Genomic DNA, 18879 nt, shown 5'->3' with positions numbered 1-18879 from the left:
CACAGAAAAGCGCGGAGAATTACCCCCGCGCTTCGCTGCATAACCGATTTGGTGGAATCGATCAGTCTTCCTCTACCGGCGCGCCGGGACCATTCTCCTTGATCGATTCGATCGCGTTCTTGGCCGAGGCCTTGCTGGTATAGCCCTCGGTCCAGAACATGATTTCGTTGTTGTACTTGAACTTGGCGACATACTCGCCGGCCTTGTTCTGCTCGATCACGAACTTGTGCGCCATACTCGGCCTCCTTCGTTGCGGCACGCCAACGATAACCGATCCGCGGGGCAGGTCTAGCCGCGGAATCGCCGGATCGAATAGGCGGCGGGATCGATGTGCGCGACCATCGGATCGGGCGCCGTGCCGAGCAGCATCGCCGCCGCGAGCCTGGTCGCGGCGGGCGAGGTCTGGATGCCGAACCCGCCCTGCCCCGCGCACCAGAAGAAGCCGGGCGCCGCGGGATCGAAGCCATAGACCGGCTTGCGGTCGGGGGCGAAGGTCCTGAGCCCCGCCCATTTGCGTTCGACCGCGTCGATCCGCCAGTCGACCGCGGTCTCGAGCTTGTCGATCGCCATCGCGACGTCGAGCTCCTCGGGCGCGGCGTCGCACGGGTCGCTCGGGATCTCGTCATGCGGCGAGAGCCAGATGCGCCCGCCCGCCTCGGGCTTGAAATAGAAGCGGTCGCGCGCGTCGCGGACCAGAGGCAGCGCCGGCTGCGCGGGCGGATCGACTCGCAGCTGCACCATCGTGCGGCGCAGCGGCATCGTCCCGATCGCCGGGGCGCCGGCCAGCGCCGCCACCGGGTCGGCCCAGGCGCCCGCCGCGTTGACCAGCACCTCCGCGGCGAACGCGCCCGCGCGCGTCTCGATTCGCCAGCCGCCGCCCTCCCGGCACGCCGCGGTCACCCCCGCCGCGCAGACCAGTTCCGCCCCCGCGCGCCGCGCCGCGCCGAGATAGGCGGCGTGGAGCCGCGCGACGTCGATGTCGGCACAGGTCGGGTCCCACAGCGCCTCGCTCCATTCGGGCCGCAGCCCCGGGCAGCGCGGCGCGGGATCGACCGGCTCGAGCCTGACTCCCGCCGCGGCGAACTCGGCGACGAAGCGGTCGAGCACATGCCGGTCCTCGCGCGTCGCGATGAACAGCTCGCCGCGCGGCGACAGGAAGCTCTCCCCGCCCAGCTCGGCCGGGGGATCGCGCAGTGCCGGGCCCGACGCCTTGGACAGCGGCTGGATGTCCGCTCCGCCATAGGTCTCCGACCAGAAGGCGGCGGAGCGGCCGGTGGCGTGATAGCCCGGCTGATCCTCGGCCTCGAGCAGCAGCACCCGCGCGTGCGGCGCGACCTCGGCGGCGAGGCCGGCGCCGGCGATGCCCGCGCCCACGATCGCGACGTCGTAGCGGCTCATCGGCGCGGCGCCCGCTCGTCCAGGAAGCCGTCGATCTCGCCGATCGCGCGGTCGCGCACCGCATCGACCTCGCGCAGGATCTCGTGCGCGCTCTCCTTGCCGAAGCGCACGATCCGCGCATCGGGCAGCCGCGCGACGGTCGCCAGTGCCGCCTTGGCATCGACCAGTCCGTCGGCCTCGGCGATCAGCGCGAGCAGCGGCACGTCCATCGCCGCGAGCGCCGGGCTGCCGCGCAGCTCGCGCGTCGAGCGGAACGCCTCGATCAGCCACTTCCAGCTCGGCGGGCCGGTGACGTTGGCGGGGTTGGCCTGCTGCCACCACAACTCGTCCTCGTACCGCGCCCGGTCATGCGTCAGCAGCGCCTGGCGGGTCTCGGTGGTATAGGGCTTCTCGTTGACCTTCCACGCCGCCCGCGCGGGATCGCCGAGCCCGCCCATCAGCCGCGCGAAGCGCTCGCCTAGCGACACCAGGCCGAGCGGCGCCCTGAGGCCCAGCATCGGCGCGACCAGCACCGCCGCATCGGGCCGGATCGCCCGCTCGACCAGCGCCCGCAGCACCAGGTGCCCGCCCATCGAATGTCCCATCACCACATGCGGGCCCGGCGTCGCCGCCTGCCATTCGCGTGCAAAGGCCTCGAAATCGGCGATGAAGTCCGCGAAATCCTCGATATGGCCGCTCTTCGCGCCATTGACCCGCCCCGACCCGCTCTGCCCGCGCCAGTCGAACCAGGTGATGTTCCAGCCCTGCGCCTGCCAGTGCGCCAGCGTCTCGAGATATTTCTCGACCACGTCGCCGCGCCCGCCCTGGAACAGGATCGATCCGCGGGGCGGTCCTTCCGCCGGCCAGTCGAAGCGGCGCAGCTGCCAGCCGTCGGGCGCCGCCCAGCTCGCGATGCGGGCGCCCGCGGGGATTGCCCGGCGATCTAATGGTGAAGATGCCATTTGCGCTGGTTACGTTTTGGAAAGCCCCTGCGTCTAGGGTCCATGCTCAAAGGGGTGTGGGCATCGTTGAAATGGGAGCGCTAGCTTCGACGATTCTGCTGGTCGTGCTCGGCCTGATCCTGGTCTCCGCCGGGATCGAGGATGCGCGCACTCGCGAGATCGCGAACTGGAAGAACGCCGCGATCGCGCTGCTCGCGGTGCCGTGGTGGATCGCGGCCGGCCTGTCGCTGTGGCCGGAGATCGCGCTCCAGATCGGCATCGCGCTCGCCGTGTTCGCGGTGTTCGCGGTGGCGTTCCACTTCGGGATGATGGGCGGGGGCGACGTCAAGATGATCGGCGCGCTCGCCTTGTGGTTCCCGTTCCAGCCGCTGCTGACGATGCTCGTCATCATGTCGCTGGCGGGGGGCGCGATCACCGTGCTGATGCTGCTCGACAAATGGCTGCGCCGGCGAAGCGAGCAACCCGAGATTCCGTACGGCATCGCCATCGCCATCGCGGCGCTGCTGATGCTTCGCGAACCGATTCTTAACCAGTTCACGTAGATGCTTAACGCCGGTGAAACCCGGTCTGAAGACTGAAAGGCCTGAGACGTCATGGATGGACGCAAGATCATTCTGCTGGTGGGCGCGCTGATCATCGCCGCCGTCACGGCATTCATGGCGCGGACCCTCATGGTCGGCACCCCGGCCCCCGTCGCCGATGCGGCGCCGACCGCCAACGGCCCCGCGCCGATCCAGGGCGTCGAGGTGCTGGTCGCGACCAAGGCGCTGCCCGTGGGCACGATCCTCGGCCCCGAGTCGATGAAGTTCGTGCCGTGGCCGGAGGAGCTGGTCCAAGGCGCCTATTACCGCAAGGCCGACACCGATCTCAAATCGCTTCAAGGCACCGTGGTGCGCTTCGCGATCCCCGCGGGCCAGCCGATCGCGCAGGGCGCGGTGGTCAAGCCCGGCGACCGCGGCTTCCTCGCCGCGGCGCTCGGCCCGGGCATGCGCGCGGTGACGGTCCCCGTCTCCGCCCAGAGCGCGGTCGCGGGCTTCGTGTTCCCGGGCGACCGCGTCGACCTGCTGCTGACCCAGACCGTGGCCGGCGGCGGCGACGGGCCGCCGCTCAAGGCGTCGGAGACGGTGCTGCGCAACCTGCGCGTGCTTGCCACCGACCAGAAGACCGACAAGCAGACCGACGAGAGCGGCAACACCGTCGTCACCACCTATTCGACCGTGACGATCGAGGCGACGCCGCGCATCGCGGAGAAGATCGCGGTGGCGCAGACGCTCGGTTCGCTGTCGCTGTCGCTGCGCTCGCTCGCCGACAACAATGGCGAGCTCGAGGAAGCGATCGCCGCGGGCGAGGTTTCGGTGCCCGAGGGCGGCGATCCCAAGGCCGAGAAGGCGATGCTCGCCCGCGTCGCGGCGCGCCCGATGGAGGGCCGCTCGACCTTCTCGACCGGCGCCGACGTGTCGCGCTTCCAGCGCAGCACGGTGCCGGGCAAGCCGATGGAGCGCCGTCCGTCCGGCATGATGGGCGGGTCCTATCCCGGGGGGGACGGGACGAAGCCGCTAGGACCAGTCGTCAAAGTTTCGCGGGGCAACGCGGTCACCGTTGTCCCGGTCGGGGGGAATAACTAATGCATCTCGCAACGATCCTGCGCCGCCCCATGGCGGCGACGGTGGCCGCTGCCTTGGTCTTGGCCGGGCCGGTGACGCCGAGCTTCGCGCAGAAAGGCCGCAGCGCGCGCATCGGCGAACCCGCCGGCAGCCAGCGCCCGACCCGCGAAATCTGGCTGTCCGTCGGCGAGGGCGAGCGCGTGACGCTGCCCGCCAACGTCGCCGAGGTGTGGACCTCCAATCCGGGCGTCGCCGACGTCTATGTGAGCAACCCGCGGCAGATCAACCTGTTCGGCAAGGAAGCCGGCGAGGCGACGGTGTTCGCCACCTCGGCGAGCGGCGCGGTGGTCTATTCGGCGCGGGTCCGCGTCAACCAGAACGTCACTTCGATCGATCGCGTGCTCAAGGTCGCGATGCCGGACGCCGATGTCACGGTGACCACCGTGGGTCAGGTTGCGGTGCTGACCGGCACGGTCGCCTCGCCCGACGACGCCGCCACCGCGCACCGGCTGGTCGCGTCGCTGCTCAACCCGGGCGTCGACCTCTCCTCGCCGAACGCGCTGCTCAAGATGGCGGTGATCAATCGCCTCAAGACCGCGACGCCGCTGCAGGTCAACCTGCAGGTGCGCATCGCCGAGGTGAGCCGCAGCTTCGTCAAGAATTTCGGCGTCAACCTCGCCTCGGCGGATTCGACCGGCGGGTTCAAGTTCGGCATCGGCCAGGGCCGCAAGTTCTTCGAGCAATATACCCCGGGCGGACCGCTCGGCGTCGCCGAGGAAGCGTCGGAGGGCGCCACCGCGGTGACCAAGGCGACCACCGGTACTTCGCTGTTCGGCGCCGGCAAGCTGTTCGGCCTCGACATCCTCGGCGGCCTCGACCTCGGCGAAACAATCGGCCAGGTGACCACGCTCGCCAATCCCAACCTCACCGCGCTGTCGGGCGAGACCGGCTCGTTCCTCGCCGGCGGCGAGATCCCGATCCCGGTCAGCCAGGGGCTCGGCGCGGTGTCGGTCGAGTACAAGCAATATGGCGTGAGCCTCGCCTACACCCCGACGGTGCTGTCCGACGGGCGCATCTCGCTGCGCGTCCGCCCCGAAGTGTCGCAGCTATCGGCCGCCGGCGCGGTGACGATCCAGGGAACGCAGATCCCGGCGCTGACCACGCGGCGCGCCGAGACCACGGTCGAGCTCGGCTCGGGCCAGAGCCTGATGATCGGCGGCCTGCTGCAGAACTCGCACGACAACTCGATCGACAAGGCACCGGGCCTCGGCGACGTGCCGATCCTGGGCGCGCTGTTCCGCTCGAACGGCTTCAGGCGCAACGAGACCGAGCTGGTGATCGTCATCACCCCCTATCTGGTGAAGCCGGTCAACGCGAACCAGATCCGCCTGCCGACCGACGGTTATCGCGCGCCGACCGATGTCGAGCGCGTGTTCCTGGGCCAGCTCGAGACCAGCAAGAGCGGCGGACAGCGTCCGATGCCGAGCATGGCGCCGTCCGCGGCCGCGACGCCTTCGCTGGGCGCGGTGAACCCCGGCGCGCCGGGCGAGCAGCGGCAACCGCAGCAGCCCGTCGCCACTCCGGCGCAGCCGAGCCTCGCGCCCGGCAAGCAGGGCAAGCGCAAGAAGGGCGCCGACACGCCGGTCCCCGGCTTCGGTTTCAATTGATCGCAGGAGGAACGAATGTTGAAGCGTAACACGATCCTGCTGCTGACTGGCGGCGCCGCCATGTTGGCGGCCTGCGGTCCGACCACCATGCCCAATCGCGGGATCGAGTCGGTCCACCAGCCGGTGGTCGCACGGACCGACTATGTGTTCGACGCCGCGACCGACGGCGCCGGCCTCGCCGCGGGCGAGCGCGAGCGCGTCGCCGGCTGGCTGGCGTCGCTGCGTCTCGCTTATGGCGACCGCATCTATGTCGACGACCCGGCGGGCACCGGCGCGCGCGCCGAGGTGGCGGTCGAAGCCAACCGCTACGGCATCATGCTCTCCGGCCCCGCCCCGGTCACGCCGGGCGCGATCGCGCCGGGAACGGTGCGCGTGATCGTCAGCCGCATGCAGGCGAGCGTGCCCGGCTGCCCCGACTGGTCGCGCGCCCAGCAGCCCGAGACCGACAACGCGACCACCTCCAATTTCGGGTGCGCGGTCAACGGCAACCTCGCGGCGATGGTCGCGCGGCCCGAGGATCTGGTCCGCGGCCAGCCGGGCGCCGACACCGCCGATACCACCACCAACTCCAAGGCGATCGACGCGTTGCGCAAGGCGACGCCGACCGGCGGCGGCGGCACCAACGTGAAGAGCGAGAGCACGGGAGGCGGCAAGTGAACGCACCCTTCACCCCCGCGCGCACCGCGCACCGCGAGCCGTTCGTGGCCTTTGTCTGCGACGAGGCGACGGCCGAAGCGCTGCGCCCGATCGCGATCGAGCAGGGCTGGAACCCGGAGAAGGTCAACAAGGGCGGGCTGCGCAACGCGGTGCAGACGCTGTCGGTCTCGGCCAGCCCCAACGTGCTGTTCGTCGATCTCAGCGAGAGCGGCGATCCGCTCAACGACATCAACGCCCTCGCCGAGGTGTGCGAGCCGGGCACGGTGGTGATCGCCGCCGGCCAGGTCAACGACGTCCGCCTGTATCGCGATCTCGTCGCCTCGGGCATCCAGGACTATCTGCTCAAGCCCCTCAATCCCGACATGCTGCGGGAGGCGTTCGTGCAGGCGCAGACGGTGCTCAACGCGCCCAAGTTCGCCGAGCCGGGCACGGACCGGCCGCATTGCGCGGTCGCCGTCATCGGCACGCGCGGCGGCGTCGGCGCGTCGACCCTGGCGACCTCGCTGTCGTGGCTCCTGAGCGAGAAGGGCGGGCGGAACACCGCGCTGCTCGACCTCGACGTGCATTTCGGCACCGGTGCGCTCGCGCTCGACCTCGAGCCCGGGCGCGGCCTCACCGACGCGATCGAAAACCCCAGCCGCATCGACGGGCTGTTCATCGAGCGCGCGATGGTCAAGGCGTCGGACAAGCTCGCGGTGCTCTCGGCCGAGGCGCCGATCAACTCGCCGGTGATGACCGACGGCGCGGCGTTCTTCCAGCTGCAGGAGGAGATCCGCGGCGCGTTCGAATGCACCGTGATCGACCTGCCGCGCACGATGCTGGTCAACTATCCGCACCTCATCACCGACGTGCAGGTCGCGGTGCTGGTGACCGAGCTGACGCTGGCGGCGGCGCGCGACGCGATCCGCATCCTCTCCTGGTTCAAGTCGAACGCGCCGCACACGCAGATGATCGTGGTCGCCAACCGCGTCCCCGCGGGGGGCCAGCTGGAGATCAGCCGCAAGGACTTCGAAGGCTCGATCGAGCGCCGCATCGACTATGCGCTCCCGTTCGAGCCCAAGGTCGCGGTCCAGGCGGCCAAGCTCGGCAAGCCGCTCGCGGAGGCGGGCAAGGGCATCAAGGGGCTCGCCGCGCTGTCCGACATCGCGGACAAGGTCGTCGCCTATACCGACGCTGCCGCCGAGGACAACGAAAGCAAGGGCCTGAAGGGCGCCAAGGCCGGCAAGGCCGCGGGGGACAAGGGCGGCTCGCTGCTCGGCAAGCTCTCGAGCCTTTCGATCAAGCTGCCCAAGAAGAAGGCGTAACGGCCCGGCGTTCCGCCGGTCCGCAGGTACGGAGTCGAGCAAGGCATGGACATGCTGCCGTTGATGCTGCTGGCGGGGGGCGCCTTCATGGTGCTGGCGCTGCTGGTTCTCGCCTTTGCCGGGCCGTCGGCGGAGAAGGCGGGCGCGCGGCGGCTGACCTCGCTGCGCGACCGGCATACCGGCGTCGGCAGCAGCGGCGCGGTCGAGGCGCAGCTGCGCAAGATCTCGACCGCGCGCGCCAGCAACATGGACAAGGCGGCGGCGCGCTTCCTCCCCAATCCCGCGCTGCTCGGCAAGCGGCTGGCGATGACCGGCAAGGGCTGGACCGTGGGGCAATACGGCCTCGCGACGCTGGGCCTCGCGGTGGTGGTCACCGCGGCGATGTGGTTCCAGGGCCTGCCGGTCCTGCTCGCATTGCTCGTCGGGCTGGCGGTGGGCATCGGCCTGCCGCACATGATGGTCGGCTTCTTCATCTCGAAGCGGATCAACTCGTTCAACGCCAAGTTCCCCGACGCGATCGAGCTGCTGGTGCGCGGCCTGCGCTCGGGTCTGCCCATCACCGAGACGATGGGTGTGGTCGGCGCCGAGGTCGAGGGGCCGGTGGGCGAGGAATTCCGCGCCATCTCCGACAAGATGAAGATCGGCCGCACGCTCGACCAGGCGCTGCAGGAGACCGCGGACCGGCTCGGCACGCCCGAGTTCCAGTTCTTCTGCATCACCATCGCGATCCAGCGCGAGACCGGCGGCAACCTCGCCGAGACGCTCGCCAACCTCGCCGAGGTGCTGCGCAAGCGCGGGCAGATGAAGCTCAAGATCCGCGCGATGTCCTCGGAATCGAAGGCGTCGGCCTACATCATCGGATCGCTGCCCTTCATCGTCTTCGTGCTGATCTGGTTCATCAGCGGCGAATATATGCAGAAATTCTTCACCGACGAGCGGCTGATGGTGGCCGGCGGCGGCGGGATCGTCTGGATGGCCCTTGGTGCGTTCATCATGGCCAAGATGATCAGCTTCGAGATCTGATGCCATGCTGAGCAGCTCCACCGGTCCTACCCTTCTCGGCGTCGACATCATCTATGTCGCGACCCTGCTCGCAGGCGTGGCGGCGTTCTGCGTGCTCGTCGCCATCTATGCCGCGACCACGGTGCGCGACCCGATGGCGAAGCGCGTCAAGGCGCTCAACGAGCGCCGCGAGCAGCTCAAGGCCGGGATCAGCGCCTCGACCAGCAAGCGCCGCGCGAAGCTCGTCCGCCAGAACGACACCACCGACAAGCTGCGCTCCTTCCTGTCCTCGCTCAAGGTGCTGCAGGACGAGCAGGTCAAGGTCGCGCAGCGCAAGCTGCTCCAGGCCGGCATCCGGTCCAAGGACTATGCCTATGCCGTAATCTTCGGCCGCATGGTGCTGCCGATCGTGGTCGGCGGCGTGATGGTGTTCCTGGTCTATGGCACCTCGCTGTTCGCCGACTGGTCGGCGATCAAGGCCTATGGCCTGGTCGCGGGCAGCTTCATTGCGGCCTATAAAGGCCCCGACATCTACCTCAAGAACAAGATCGACAAGCGCAGCGCGGCGATCCGCAAGGGCGTTCCCGACGCGCTCGACCTGCTGGTCATCTGCGCCGAGGCCGGCCTCACCGTCGACGCCGCGTTCGGCCGCGTCGCCAAGGAGCTGGGCAAGGCCTATCCCGAGCTGGGCGAGGAATTCTCGCTCACCGCGATCGAGCTCGGCTTCCTCACCGACCGGCGCATGGCGTTCGAGAACATGGCGATGCGCATCGACCTCGATTCGATCCGCGGCGTCGTCACCACCATGATCCAGACCGAGAAATACGGCACCCCGCTCGCCTCGGCGCTGCGCGTGCTCTCGGCCGAGTTCCGCAACGAGCGCATGATGCGCGCCGAGGAAAAGGCCGCGCGCCTGCCCGCGATCATGACCGTGCCGCTGATCCTGTTCATCCTGCCGGTGCTGTTCGTCGTGATCCTCGGCCCCGCCGCCTGCTCGATCAACGATGCGCTGATGACCGGTTAGCCGCTATCCCGGACGCGCCACTGGCGCTGGCCGGCATCGGCGGCTAAACGATTACGGTTCCTGCCAGAAAGGCTCGTCGATGCCCTTCACATCGCCCTTTGGCTGGGTCCTGCTCGCCGCCGCGCTGCTGGCCGGCTGGCTGTTCGGAATCGCCTTCAGCCCGCAGAGCCGCCAGCTCCGGAAGCGGTTCCGCGAGCGCGAGGTGATCGTCGCCAAGTACAAGCGCGAGATGGAGAAGGCGCTGGTCAAGGCGCGCGATCGCATCCGCCAGCTCGAGCGGGAGCGCGACGGCGCGGCGGATGAAACCGCTGCGCCGCAACCGGAAACCGAGGACGCCGACGCCCCCAAGGGCTAGCCGGTGCCGGTCACCAGCACCGCGCGATAATTCTCGATCACCTCGGCCAGCGGCCGCCCCTGCCCGTCGATCACCAGCGCGCGATGGCGCAGCACCGTCGCCGGCGCCGCGCCGTTGCCGTCCCACAGCACGCGGGTCGAGACGGTGCGCCGGCTGGGCCCAAGCGGCAGTATCACGCGGCCGAACGGCACGTCGCTGGTCTCGAGCGCCTCATTCATCGCCGGGGTGAGACGGCCGGCGACATACCAGTTGAGCGCCTCCGACAGCACATGCTCGCCGCACATCAGGTAGACGCGGCGATAGCCGAGCCGCTCGCCTTCGGCGTCGAGCCGGCGGCGCGCGGCCCCCTCGCCCGCCACCAGCCGGTCGCGGCGCACCTGCGCATGCACGCGCGGCACGTCGGCGAGGCCCAGCGCCGCGCAGCGCGCCTCGAGCACCTCGGTGGCGGTGCGGCCACGCAACAGTTCGGCGTTGAGACGGTCGACGGGATTCATTTCCGGGCGCGGATTCAGGGCCACCGCGCTCGCTTGTCCCGCCACGCCGGTCACCTGCTCTTGAGCGCCGCCTGCGCCGCGGCCAGCCGCGCGATCGGCACGCGATAGGGCGATGCCGACACATAGTCGAGCCCCGTCGCCTCGCAGAACGCGATCGAGGCGGGATCGCCGCCATGCTCGCCGCAGATGCCGAGCTTGATGTCCGGCCGCGTCGCCCGACCGCGCTCGGCGGCGAGGCCGATCAGCTCGCCCACGCCCTCGACATCGATCGAGACGAACGGGTCGCGGGCATAGATGCCCTTCTCGACATAGGTGGTGAGGAACCGCCCGGCATCGTCGCGGCTGACGCCGAGCGTGGTCTGCGTCAGGTCGTTGGTACCGAACGAGAAGAACGCCCCCGCCTCGGCGATCTCCCCCGCCCGCAGCGCCGCGCGCGGCAGCTCGATCATCGTGCCGACGAGATAGTCGATCGTGCGGCCCTTCTCGGCGAACACAGCCTGCGCCGCCTTGTCGACCACCGCCTTCATCAGCTCGAGCTCGCGCTTGGTCGCGACCAGCGGGATCATTACCTCGGGCACCGGTGCGGCGCCTGACTTCTCCGCCACCTCGCACGCCGCTTCGAAGATCGCGCGCGCCTGCATCTCGTAGATCTCGGGATAGGTGACGCCGAGGCGGCAGCCGCGATGGCCGAGCATCGGGTTGAACTCGTGCAGCTCGGCGGCGCGGCGGCGCAGCGTCTCGACGTCGAGCCCGGCGGCCTGCGCGACCTCGGCGAACTCGGCCTCCTCGTGCGGCAGGAACTCGTGCAGCGGCGGGTCGAGCAGGCGGATCGTGCAGGGCAGCCCCGCCATCACTTCGAAGATCTCGGCAAAGTCCTTGCGCTGCTCGGGCAGCAGCTTGTCGAGCGCGGCGCGGCGGCCCTTCTCGTCGGCCGCGAGGATCATCTGGCGCACCGCGGTGATCCGCGCGGCGTCGAAGAACATGTGCTCGGTGCGGCACAGCCCGATCCCCTCGGCGCCGAACTCGCGCGCGGTGCGGCAGTCGAGGGGAGTCTCGGCGTTGGTGCGCACCTTGAGGCGGCGCACGCCGTCGGCCCATTCCATCAGCGTGCCGAAATCGCCGGCGAGCTCGGGCTGGATCGTCGGCACCTCGCCCACCATCACCTCGCCGGTCGAGCCGTCGATCGTGACGATCTCGCCTTCCTTCACTTCGCGGGTACCGACCCGCATCACGCCTTCCTCGCCCTTGATCGACAGCGTCCCGGCGCCCGAGACGCACGGCCGGCCCATGCCACGCGCCACCACCGCCGCGTGGCTGGTCATCCCGCCGCGCGCGGTCAGGATGCCCTTGGCGGCGTGCATGCCGTGGATGTCCTCGGGGCTGGTCTCCACACGGACGAGGATCACCGCCTCGCCGTTCGCCGCCGCGCGCTCGGCGGCATCGGCGTCGAACACCACCTTGCCCGATGCCGCGCCGGGCGAGGCCGGCAGGCCCTTGGTCAGCACGTCGCGCGGCGCATCGGGGTCGAGCGTCGGGTGGAGCAGCTGGTCGAGCGCCGCCGGATCGACGCGCGCGATCGCTTCCTCGCGCGTGATCAGCCCCTCATTGGCCATGTCCACCGCGATCTTGAGCGCGGCCTTGGCGGTGCGCTTGCCCGATCGAGTCTGCAGCATCCACAATTTGCCCTGCTGCACCGTGAACTCGATGTCCTGCATGTCGCGATAGTGGCGCTCGAGCAGGTCGAAGACGCGGGCGAGCTCGGCATAGGTCTCCGGCATCGCCTCTTCCATCGAGGCGGGCTTGGCCCCGGCCGCCTCGCGCGCGGTCTTCGTCAGGTACTGCGGCGTGCGGATGCCCGCCACCACGTCCTCGCCCTGCGCGTTGATCAGGAACTCGCCATAATAGGCGTTCTCGCCGGTCGAGGGGTCGCGGGTGAAGGCGACGCCGGTCGCAGACGTGTCGCCCATGTTGCCGAACACCATCGCCTGGACGTTGACCGCGGTGCCCCAGTCGCCGGGAATGTCGTTGAGGCGGCGATAGACCTTCGCCCGCTCCGACTGCCACGATCCGAACACCGCGCCGATCGCGCCCCACAACTGGTCGTGCACGTCCTGCGGGAAGGCCTTGCCGTCCCACAGCTCCACCACCAGCGCCTTGTACTCCGCGACCAGCGCCTGCCAGTCCCTGGCGGTCATCTCGGTATCGAGGAAATAGCCGCGGTCCTCCTTGGCGATCTCCAGCGCTTCCTCGAACCGGCCATGGTCGAGCCCGAGCACCACGTCCGAATACATCTGGATGAAGCGGCGATAGCTGTCCCACGCGAAGCGTTCGTCGCCCGAGGTGGCGGCGAGCCCCTGCACGGTCGCATCGTTGAGGCCGAGGTTGAGGACGGTGTCCATCATCCCCGGCATCGACACCCGCGCGCCCGAGCGGACCGAGACCAGCAGCGGGTCCGCCGCGTCGCCGAACGTCTTGCCGGTCACCGCCTCGATATGCGCGACGCCGGTCGCGACCTCGGCCTTCAGGCTGTCGGGAAAGCTTTCGCCCTGCTCGTAATAGAGCGCGCAGACCGGGGTGGAGATGGTGAAGCCCGGAGGGACCGGGAGGCCGATTCCGGCCATGCCGTCGAGATTCGCGCCCTTGCCGCCGAGCAGATTCTTGTCCTGCTTGCCGCCGTCGTCGACGCCGCCGCCGAAGCGGTACACATATCGAGTCATTCCAACCCCTTCGCTGACGCCCTCCCCGGCGCTTTCCGCCGCGCCTACCGCAGGTGCGAAGGCGGGGAAAGAGGCTGTCCAGCGCTGTCAGCGACTAAGATTTGCTTGGGCGGGACAAAAGTGGACAAGGCGATGCTGGCGCGCGCCGCCCTGCGCTCAGCCCTCGATCTTGCCGAAATCGGCGACGCGATGGACCGCGTCGCGCATCCGCGCGAGCAGCGCGAGCCGGGACTCGCGCTTGGCCGGATCGGCGTCGTTGACCGTGACGTCGGTGAAGAAGGCGTCGATCGGCGAGCGCAGCGTGGCGAGCGCGGCCATCGCGGCCTCGAACTGCTCGGACTCGACGGCGGCGGCCGCCTTGGGCTCCGCCGCATCGAGCGCCGCGATCAGCGCCGCCTCGGCGGGTTCGGGCGCATATCCCAATGCCGTCGCCCCTGCGAAGGCAGGGGCCTCCCGCGGCGCTTGCTCCACCCCAGCTACTTCGTCACCCCGGACTTGTTCCGGGGTCCAGCCCTCCTCCCGCGATGCCGTCGCCTGCGGCGCGGTGGATCCCGGCACAGGGCCGGGATGACCGGCGGTGTCGGAGGCTGCGTACCCCTCTTTCTTGAGGATATTCGCCGCACGCTTGTACCCTGCGAGCAGGTTGGCGCCATCGTCGGTCGCCATGAACGCCTGCAGCGCATGCACGCGCGAGAGCAGCCGGACGAGATCGTCCTCCCCGCCGAGCGCGAACACCGCATCGATCAGGTCGTGGCGGACGCCAGCCTCGCGCTGTTGGACCTTGAGGCGGTCGGCGAAGAAGTCGAGAAGTTCGGTCGGATCGAGATCGGGCCCGACAGCCCCTTCCTCACCGGGCGCGCCGAGACCGAGCACCGCCTGGGCGAATACCCGCTTGAGATCGATGCGCGTGCCGTTGACGAGGATCGTCTGAATCGTCTGCAGCGCGGCGCGGCGCAGCGCGAACGGATCCTTCGAGCCAGTCGGACGGATGCCTTGCGCAAAGAAGGCGGCTAGCGAATCGATACGATCGGCCAGCGCGACGCAGGCCGGTATACAGCCCTCGACTGCCGCAACATATTGCTGGTTCAGTGCCGCGACGATGCCGGGCTTTTCGCCCGCCGCTTCGGCATAATAGCCCCCCATGATGCCTTGCAGCTCGGGGAACTCGCCGACCATGCCAGTCGCCAGGTCCGCCTTGGCGAGCAAGCCAGCGCGGCGCGCGGTCGCAGGATCCCGTTCGGGAAAATAATGGGTGCAGATGAACTCGGCGAGCGCGGCGATCCGTTCGGCCTTGGCGCGCAGCGTGCCCATGCCCTCGTAGAACAGCATCGATTCGAGCTGCGGCAGGCGGTTCTCGAGCGGCACCTTGAGGTCCGTCTCGTAGAAGAACCGCGCATCGCTCAGCCGCGCCGCGAGCACCTTCTGGTTGCCTTCGACGATCTTGGCGCCGCCATCGGTCGCGTCGATGTTCGCGGTGCAGACGAACGCGTTGGCCAACTTCCCGCTCGCATCGCTGCACACGAAATACTTCTGGTTCACGCGCGCCGTCAGCTGGATCACCTCGGGCGGTACATCCAAAAATGCCTCGTCGAAGCGGCCGAGCAGCGGCACCGGCCATTCGGTGAGGCCGGCATTCTCGATCAGCAGCCCCTCGTCCTCGATCAGCGTGAGGCCGGCTTTCTGCGCCGCCATCTTGGCGCCGAGCGCGATGATGTTGCGGCGCTCGGCCTGGTCGACCACGACATGGCAGGCGCGCAATTTCTCGACATAGTCCGCCGCCGATCCGATCGTGATCGTGCCGGGATGGTGGAAGCGATGCCCCACCGTCGCCGCGCCCGAACGGACGCCCGCAACCTCGAACTCGACCACCTCGTCACCGAACAGCGCGACGATCCCTTGAAGCGGGCGCACCCAGCGCAAGCTCTCGGTCGACAGCGACGCCTCGCCCCAGCGCATCGACTTGGGCCAAGGGAAGGCGCGGACGATCGCGGGGATCGCCTCGGCCAGCACCTCGGCGGTGGCGCGGCCGGGTTTGTCGATCACCGCGAAATAGACGCCATCGCGCTCGACCAGCTGGTCCTGCGTCAGCCCGGCCTTGCGCAGGAACCCTTCGAGCGCCTGCGGCGGCGCGCCGACGCGCGGCCCCTTGGTCTCCTCGCTCACCGCCTCGGTTTGCGCGGGCAGGCCACGCGCGATCAGCGCGAGGCGGCGCGGGGTGGCATAGGTGACCAGCTCGGCCGCCTTGAGGCCAGCCTTGTCCAGCTCGGCCGCGAACAGGCGCGCAAGGTCTTCCCGCGCCTTGTCCTGCATCCGCGCGGGGATTTCTTCGGAGCGGAGTTCGAGGAGGAAATCGCTCACGCCGCCCACCCGTTCTTCTCCATCCACGCCGCGCACGAACCCTTCGCCAGGTCGCGCACCCGCCCGATATAGGCCTGCCGCTCGGCGACCGAGATCACCCCGCGGGCGTTGAGCAGGTTGAAGATATGGCTCGCCTCGATCGCCTGCTCGTACGCCGGGATCGGCAGCCCGGCGCCCAGGCAGTTCTCGCACTCGGCCGCGGCCTTGCGGAACAGGTCGAACAAAGTCTCGGTATCGGCGATCTCGAAGTTCCACTTCGACATCTGCTTCTCGTTCTCGAGGAAGACGTCGCCATAGGTGAAGGCCGGCTTGTCGCCCTGCGCGTCGTTGAACGCGAGGTCGTACACGCTGTCCTTGTTCTGGATGTACATCGCCAGCCGCTCGAGCCCATAGGTCAGCTCGCCCGACACCGGCTTGCAGTCGAATCCGCCCATCTGCTGGAAATAGGTGAACTGGGTCACCTCCATCCCGTCGCACCACACTTCCCAGCCCAGGCCCCAGGCGCCCAGCGTCGGCGATTCCCAGTCATCCTCGACGAAGCGGATGTCGTGCCTGGTGAAGTCGATCCCGATCGCCGCCAGCGAGCCGAGATACAGCTCCTGCAGGTCGGGCGGACTCGGCTTCAGGATCACCTGATACTGGTAGTAATGCTGCAGCCGGTTGGGGTTCTCGCCATAGCGGCCGTCGGTCGGGCGGCGACACGGCTGGACGAACGCCGCGTTCCACGGGTCCGGCCCCAGCGCGCGCAGCGTGGTCGCGGTGTGGAAGGTGCCCGCGCCCATGCGCATGTCATAGGGCTGGAGGATCAGGCAGCCCCGCTGGCTCCAGTAATCGTGGAGCTTGAGGATCATGCCCTGGAAGCTGAGCGGCGTGGTCATATGGGCCCGCGCTTTGGCGCAGGGGCGGTGCACGGTCAACCGCAAGCGCTCGCACTGGTTAACCGCGCGGTGGTTGACGGCGGCGCGAGGGATCGGCTTGGAAGCGCAGGATGCTCAAGCGCACCCTTCCCGCCCTCGCCGCCCTCCTCCTCTCCGGTTGCTCGATCCTCGGCAGCGATGCCGACCCGGCCTTGTGGGTGGTCAAGGATGCGGACACCACCGTCTACCTGTTCGGCACGGTGCATGTGCTGAAGCCCGGCACGCGCTGGTTCGACGAGGGGGTGCGCACCGCCTTCGACGCGAGCGACGAGGTGGTGCTGGAGATCGCCAGGCCCGATCCCCGGGCGATCGCCGCGCTAACCGCGCAGCTCGGCACGCGCGGCGGCCCGCCCTTCGCACCCGAGGTCGACGCGGCCGCGCAGAAGCTCGGCATGGCCAGGGGCGCGATCGACCGGATGGAGCCATGGCTCGCCGCGCTGACGCTGAGCCAGCTCGCGGCGGCGAAGGCCGGATACGGCACCGAGGACGGGGTCGAGGCGGCGCTGTCCAGCGCGGCGGAGCGCGCCGGCAAGCCGGTCAAGGCGCTCGAATCCGCACGCGCGCAGCTGATGCTGTTCGACGGCCTCTCCGGCGCGGCGCAGAGCGCGATGCTCGACGCCACGGTCAAGGAGCTGCCCGACGCCGGCACCCGGCTGGCGCGCTTCGTCGATGCCTGGGGCGCGGGCGACGCGGAGACGGTGGGCGCGGAGATGAACCGCGTCGCGCAGGCCTCGCCCGAGGTCGCCGAGACGCTGGTCGCGCGGCGCAACGCGCGCTGGGCGGACTGGGTCGCGGCGCGCATGGGCCGGCCCGGCACGGTGTTCGTCGCGGTCGGCGCGGGGCATCTCGCGGGCAAGGGCAGCGTGCAGGCGCTGCTCGCCGAAAAGGGGCTGAAGGCCGAGCGGGTCGCCTATTAGCGCCCGGGGTGGACTTTCCCCCCACCCTCCCCTATAGGCGCGCGCTTCGATCAGGGTCATCCCTGGAGGCCTGGTCGAAGATGAAACCATTTAGCGCACAGGAATTCGACACATGAGCGACACGCTTACGCTGTCGGCCGAGACGCGCGACCGGGTTGGCAAGGGAGCCTCCCGTGCGCTTCGTCGTGAAGGCCGCGTCCCCGCCGTGATCTACGGCAACAATCAGGAACCGCTGAGCATCCACCTTGAGGAGCGCGCGCTCGTCAAGGCGCTGAACACCGGCCACTTCTTCAACTCGGTCATCATGATCGAGGGCGCCGGCGGCAAGCCGGTCCGCACCCTCGCCAAGGATGCCGCGCTCGACGTCGTGACCGACCGCCCGGTTCATGTCGATTTCCTGCGCATCTCCGAGCACGCCAAGGTGACCGTCAACGTCCCCGTCGTGTTCGCCGACGAGGAAGCTTCGCCGGGCCTCGAGAAGGGCGGCGTGCTCAACATCGTCCGCCACGAGCTGGAAGTGGTCTGCGACGCGGCCCATATCCCGAGCGAGATCACCGTGTCGCTGAACGGCATGGACGTGGGCGATTCGCTGCACATCTCGGCCGTCACCCTGCCCAAGGGCGTCGAGAGCGCGATCGAGGACCGCGACTTCACCATCGCGACGATCGTCGCCCCGTCGGCGCTCAAGGCCGAGGAAGCGGAAGCGGCCGAGGCGGAAGCCGCTGAAGCCGTCGCCGAGGGCGAGGCCGCGGCCGAAGGCGAGACCCCGGCCGATGAGGCCGCGCCGGCCGAGACCGCCGGCCCGACCGACGCCGAGTAAGCCTTTCGTCTCATTCGGGGATGATCTAGATCGCCTCCGCACCCTTGTGCGGGGGCGATCTTCATTTTGGGAACCGCGATGCAGCTCTGGGTCGGCCTCGGAAATCCCGGTCCGCAATATGCGATGAACCGGCACAATGTCGGCTTCATGGCCGCGGACGCGATCGCCGAGGTGCACGGCTTCACCCCGCCCGCGAAGAAGTTCCAGGGCTGGCTGCAGGAGGGCCGCGTCGGCGGCGAGAAGATCCTGCTGCTCAAGCCCGCGACCTATATGAACGAGAGCGGCCGCTCGATCCGCGCAGCGCTCGACTTCTACAAGCTCGGCGAGGCCGACGTCACCGTCTTCCACGACGAGCTCGACCTCGCCCCGTTCAAGGTCAAGGTGAAGCGCGGCGGCGGCGCGGCGGGGCAGAACGGCATCCGCAGCGCGATCCAGCATCTCGGGCCCGAGTTCCGCCGCGTGCGCATCGGCATCGGCCATCCCGGGCACAAGGACCGGGTGACCGGCTATGTCCTCGGCAATTACGCCAAGAGCGAGATCGAGCCGCTCTCCGACCTGCTCGGCGCGATCGCGGCCGAGGCGGAGTGGCTCGCCCGGGGCGACGACGCGCGCTTCATGAGCGACGTCGCGCTGCGGCTGCACCAGGCGCCCTGACCTCAAAAGAAAAGGCCGGGCGTGAACCCGGCCTTTCCGATCGTCCGTCG

The 18879-nt window shown here is 69.3% G+C and carries 18 protein-coding genes; 11 read left to right on the top strand and 7 right to left on the bottom strand.

Annotation, left to right across the window (positions count from 1 at the left end; all coding sequences use genetic code 11):
• Positions 1-61 precede the first annotated feature (61 nt).
• The 3 genes from ACO227_RS10305 to ACO227_RS10295 are packed head-to-tail and all read right to left on the bottom strand — an operon-like array spanning position 62 to position 2339.
• A complete protein-coding gene (locus tag ACO227_RS10305) occupies positions 62-235 on the bottom strand; it encodes a YegP family protein (RefSeq protein WP_423601757.1) in 174 nt (57 codons plus the stop codon).
• 53 nt (positions 236-288) lie between these two features.
• Positions 289-1398, bottom strand: coding sequence for an NAD(P)/FAD-dependent oxidoreductase (locus ACO227_RS10300; protein ID WP_423601756.1), 1110 nt, complete (start codon positions 1396-1398; stop codon positions 289-291).
• Positions 1395-2339 carry an alpha/beta fold hydrolase gene (locus ACO227_RS10295; protein WP_423601755.1) on the bottom strand — a complete coding sequence of 315 codons (945 nt, stop codon included), beginning with the start codon at positions 2337-2339 and terminating at the stop codon, positions 1395-1397. The genes ACO227_RS10300 and ACO227_RS10295 overlap by 4 nt, the downstream gene beginning before the upstream one ends.
• 71 nt (positions 2340-2410) lie before the next feature.
• On the opposite strand from ACO227_RS10295, the gene ACO227_RS10290 reads away from it, so the two are divergent.
• From ACO227_RS10290 to ACO227_RS10255, 8 genes are all read left to right on the top strand, one after another.
• The gene (locus ACO227_RS10290) at positions 2411-2881 is read left to right on the top strand and encodes an A24 family peptidase (RefSeq protein ID WP_423601754.1); all 471 of its coding nucleotides are present in this window, start codon (positions 2411-2413) and stop codon (positions 2879-2881) included.
• Between the two features lie 51 nt (positions 2882-2932).
• Positions 2933-3964: a Flp pilus assembly protein CpaB gene (gene cpaB, locus ACO227_RS10285; protein ID WP_423601753.1), complete on the top strand. Its 1032-nt coding sequence runs from the start codon at positions 2933-2935 to the stop codon at positions 3962-3964.
• Positions 3964-5610, top strand: coding sequence for a type II and III secretion system protein family protein (locus tag ACO227_RS10280; RefSeq protein ID WP_423601752.1), 1647 nt, complete (start codon positions 3964-3966; stop codon positions 5608-5610). Before cpaB ends, ACO227_RS10280 begins: the two co-directional genes overlap by 1 nt.
• 15 nt (positions 5611-5625) lie before the next feature.
• A complete protein-coding gene (locus tag ACO227_RS10275) occupies positions 5626-6267 on the top strand; it encodes a CpaD family pilus assembly protein (protein WP_423601751.1) in 642 nt (213 codons plus the stop codon).
• A complete protein-coding gene (locus ACO227_RS10270; RefSeq protein WP_423601750.1) occupies positions 6264-7571 on the top strand; it encodes an AAA family ATPase in 1308 nt (435 codons plus the stop codon). Before ACO227_RS10275 ends, ACO227_RS10270 begins: the two co-directional genes overlap by 4 nt.
• 45 nt (positions 7572-7616) lie before the next feature.
• The gene (locus tag ACO227_RS10265) at positions 7617-8594 is read left to right on the top strand and encodes a type II secretion system F family protein (protein WP_423601749.1); all 978 of its coding nucleotides are present in this window, start codon (positions 7617-7619) and stop codon (positions 8592-8594) included.
• A 4-nt stretch (positions 8595-8598) separates the two neighbouring features.
• The gene (locus tag ACO227_RS10260) at positions 8599-9597 is read left to right on the top strand and encodes a type II secretion system F family protein (protein WP_423601748.1); all 999 of its coding nucleotides are present in this window, start codon (positions 8599-8601) and stop codon (positions 9595-9597) included.
• 79 nt (positions 9598-9676) lie between these two features.
• On the top strand, positions 9677-9952 hold the full coding sequence (locus tag ACO227_RS10255) for a hypothetical protein (RefSeq protein WP_423601747.1): 276 nt from the start codon (positions 9677-9679) through the stop codon (positions 9950-9952).
• Here ACO227_RS10255 and ACO227_RS10250 read toward each other — a convergent pair.
• The 4 genes from ACO227_RS10250 to ACO227_RS10235 all read right to left on the bottom strand — a co-directional run bounded on the left by ACO227_RS10250 (position 9949) and on the right by ACO227_RS10235 (position 16399).
• Positions 9949-10446: a hypothetical protein gene (locus ACO227_RS10250; RefSeq protein ID WP_423601746.1), complete on the bottom strand. Its 498-nt coding sequence runs from the start codon at positions 10444-10446 to the stop codon at positions 9949-9951. The genes ACO227_RS10255 and ACO227_RS10250 overlap by 4 nt on opposite strands.
• A gap of 50 nt (positions 10447-10496) precedes the next feature.
• Entirely contained in the window at positions 10497-13163 is a 2667-nt protein-coding gene (gene ppdK, locus ACO227_RS10245) for a pyruvate, phosphate dikinase (RefSeq protein ID WP_423601745.1), read from the bottom strand.
• A 156-nt stretch (positions 13164-13319) separates the two neighbouring features.
• Positions 13320-15521, bottom strand: coding sequence for a glycine--tRNA ligase subunit beta (gene glyS, locus ACO227_RS10240; RefSeq protein ID WP_423601744.1), 2202 nt, complete (start codon positions 15519-15521; stop codon positions 13320-13322).
• Positions 15518-16399 carry a glycine--tRNA ligase subunit alpha gene (locus tag ACO227_RS10235; RefSeq protein ID WP_423601743.1) on the bottom strand — a complete coding sequence of 294 codons (882 nt, stop codon included), beginning with the start codon at positions 16397-16399 and terminating at the stop codon, positions 15518-15520. Before ACO227_RS10235 ends, glyS begins: the two co-directional genes overlap by 4 nt.
• 110 nt (positions 16400-16509) lie before the next feature.
• On the opposite strand from ACO227_RS10235, the gene ACO227_RS10230 reads away from it, so the two are divergent.
• The 3 genes from ACO227_RS10230 to pth all read left to right on the top strand — a co-directional run bounded on the left by ACO227_RS10230 (position 16510) and on the right by pth (position 18829).
• Positions 16510-17355 (top strand): TraB/GumN family protein, encoded by an 846-nt coding sequence (locus ACO227_RS10230; protein WP_423601742.1) that lies wholly within the window; start codon positions 16510-16512, stop codon positions 17353-17355.
• A 112-nt stretch (positions 17356-17467) separates the two neighbouring features.
• Positions 17468-18175, top strand: coding sequence for a 50S ribosomal protein L25/general stress protein Ctc (locus ACO227_RS10225; RefSeq protein WP_423601741.1), 708 nt, complete (start codon positions 17468-17470; stop codon positions 18173-18175).
• Positions 18176-18253: 78 nt separating this feature from the next.
• Positions 18254-18829, top strand: coding sequence for an aminoacyl-tRNA hydrolase (gene pth, locus ACO227_RS10220; protein WP_423601740.1), 576 nt, complete (start codon positions 18254-18256; stop codon positions 18827-18829).
• The last annotated feature ends 50 nt before the right edge of the window (positions 18830-18879 follow it).

Source organism: Sphingomonas sp. MS122 (genome assembly GCF_049532975.1).
In the GTDB taxonomy this organism is placed as follows: Bacteria; Pseudomonadota; Alphaproteobacteria; order Sphingomonadales; family Sphingomonadaceae; genus Sphingomonas.
The sequence above is the reverse complement of the archived record's forward strand: the minus strand, read 5'-3'. Positions and strand labels throughout refer to the sequence as shown.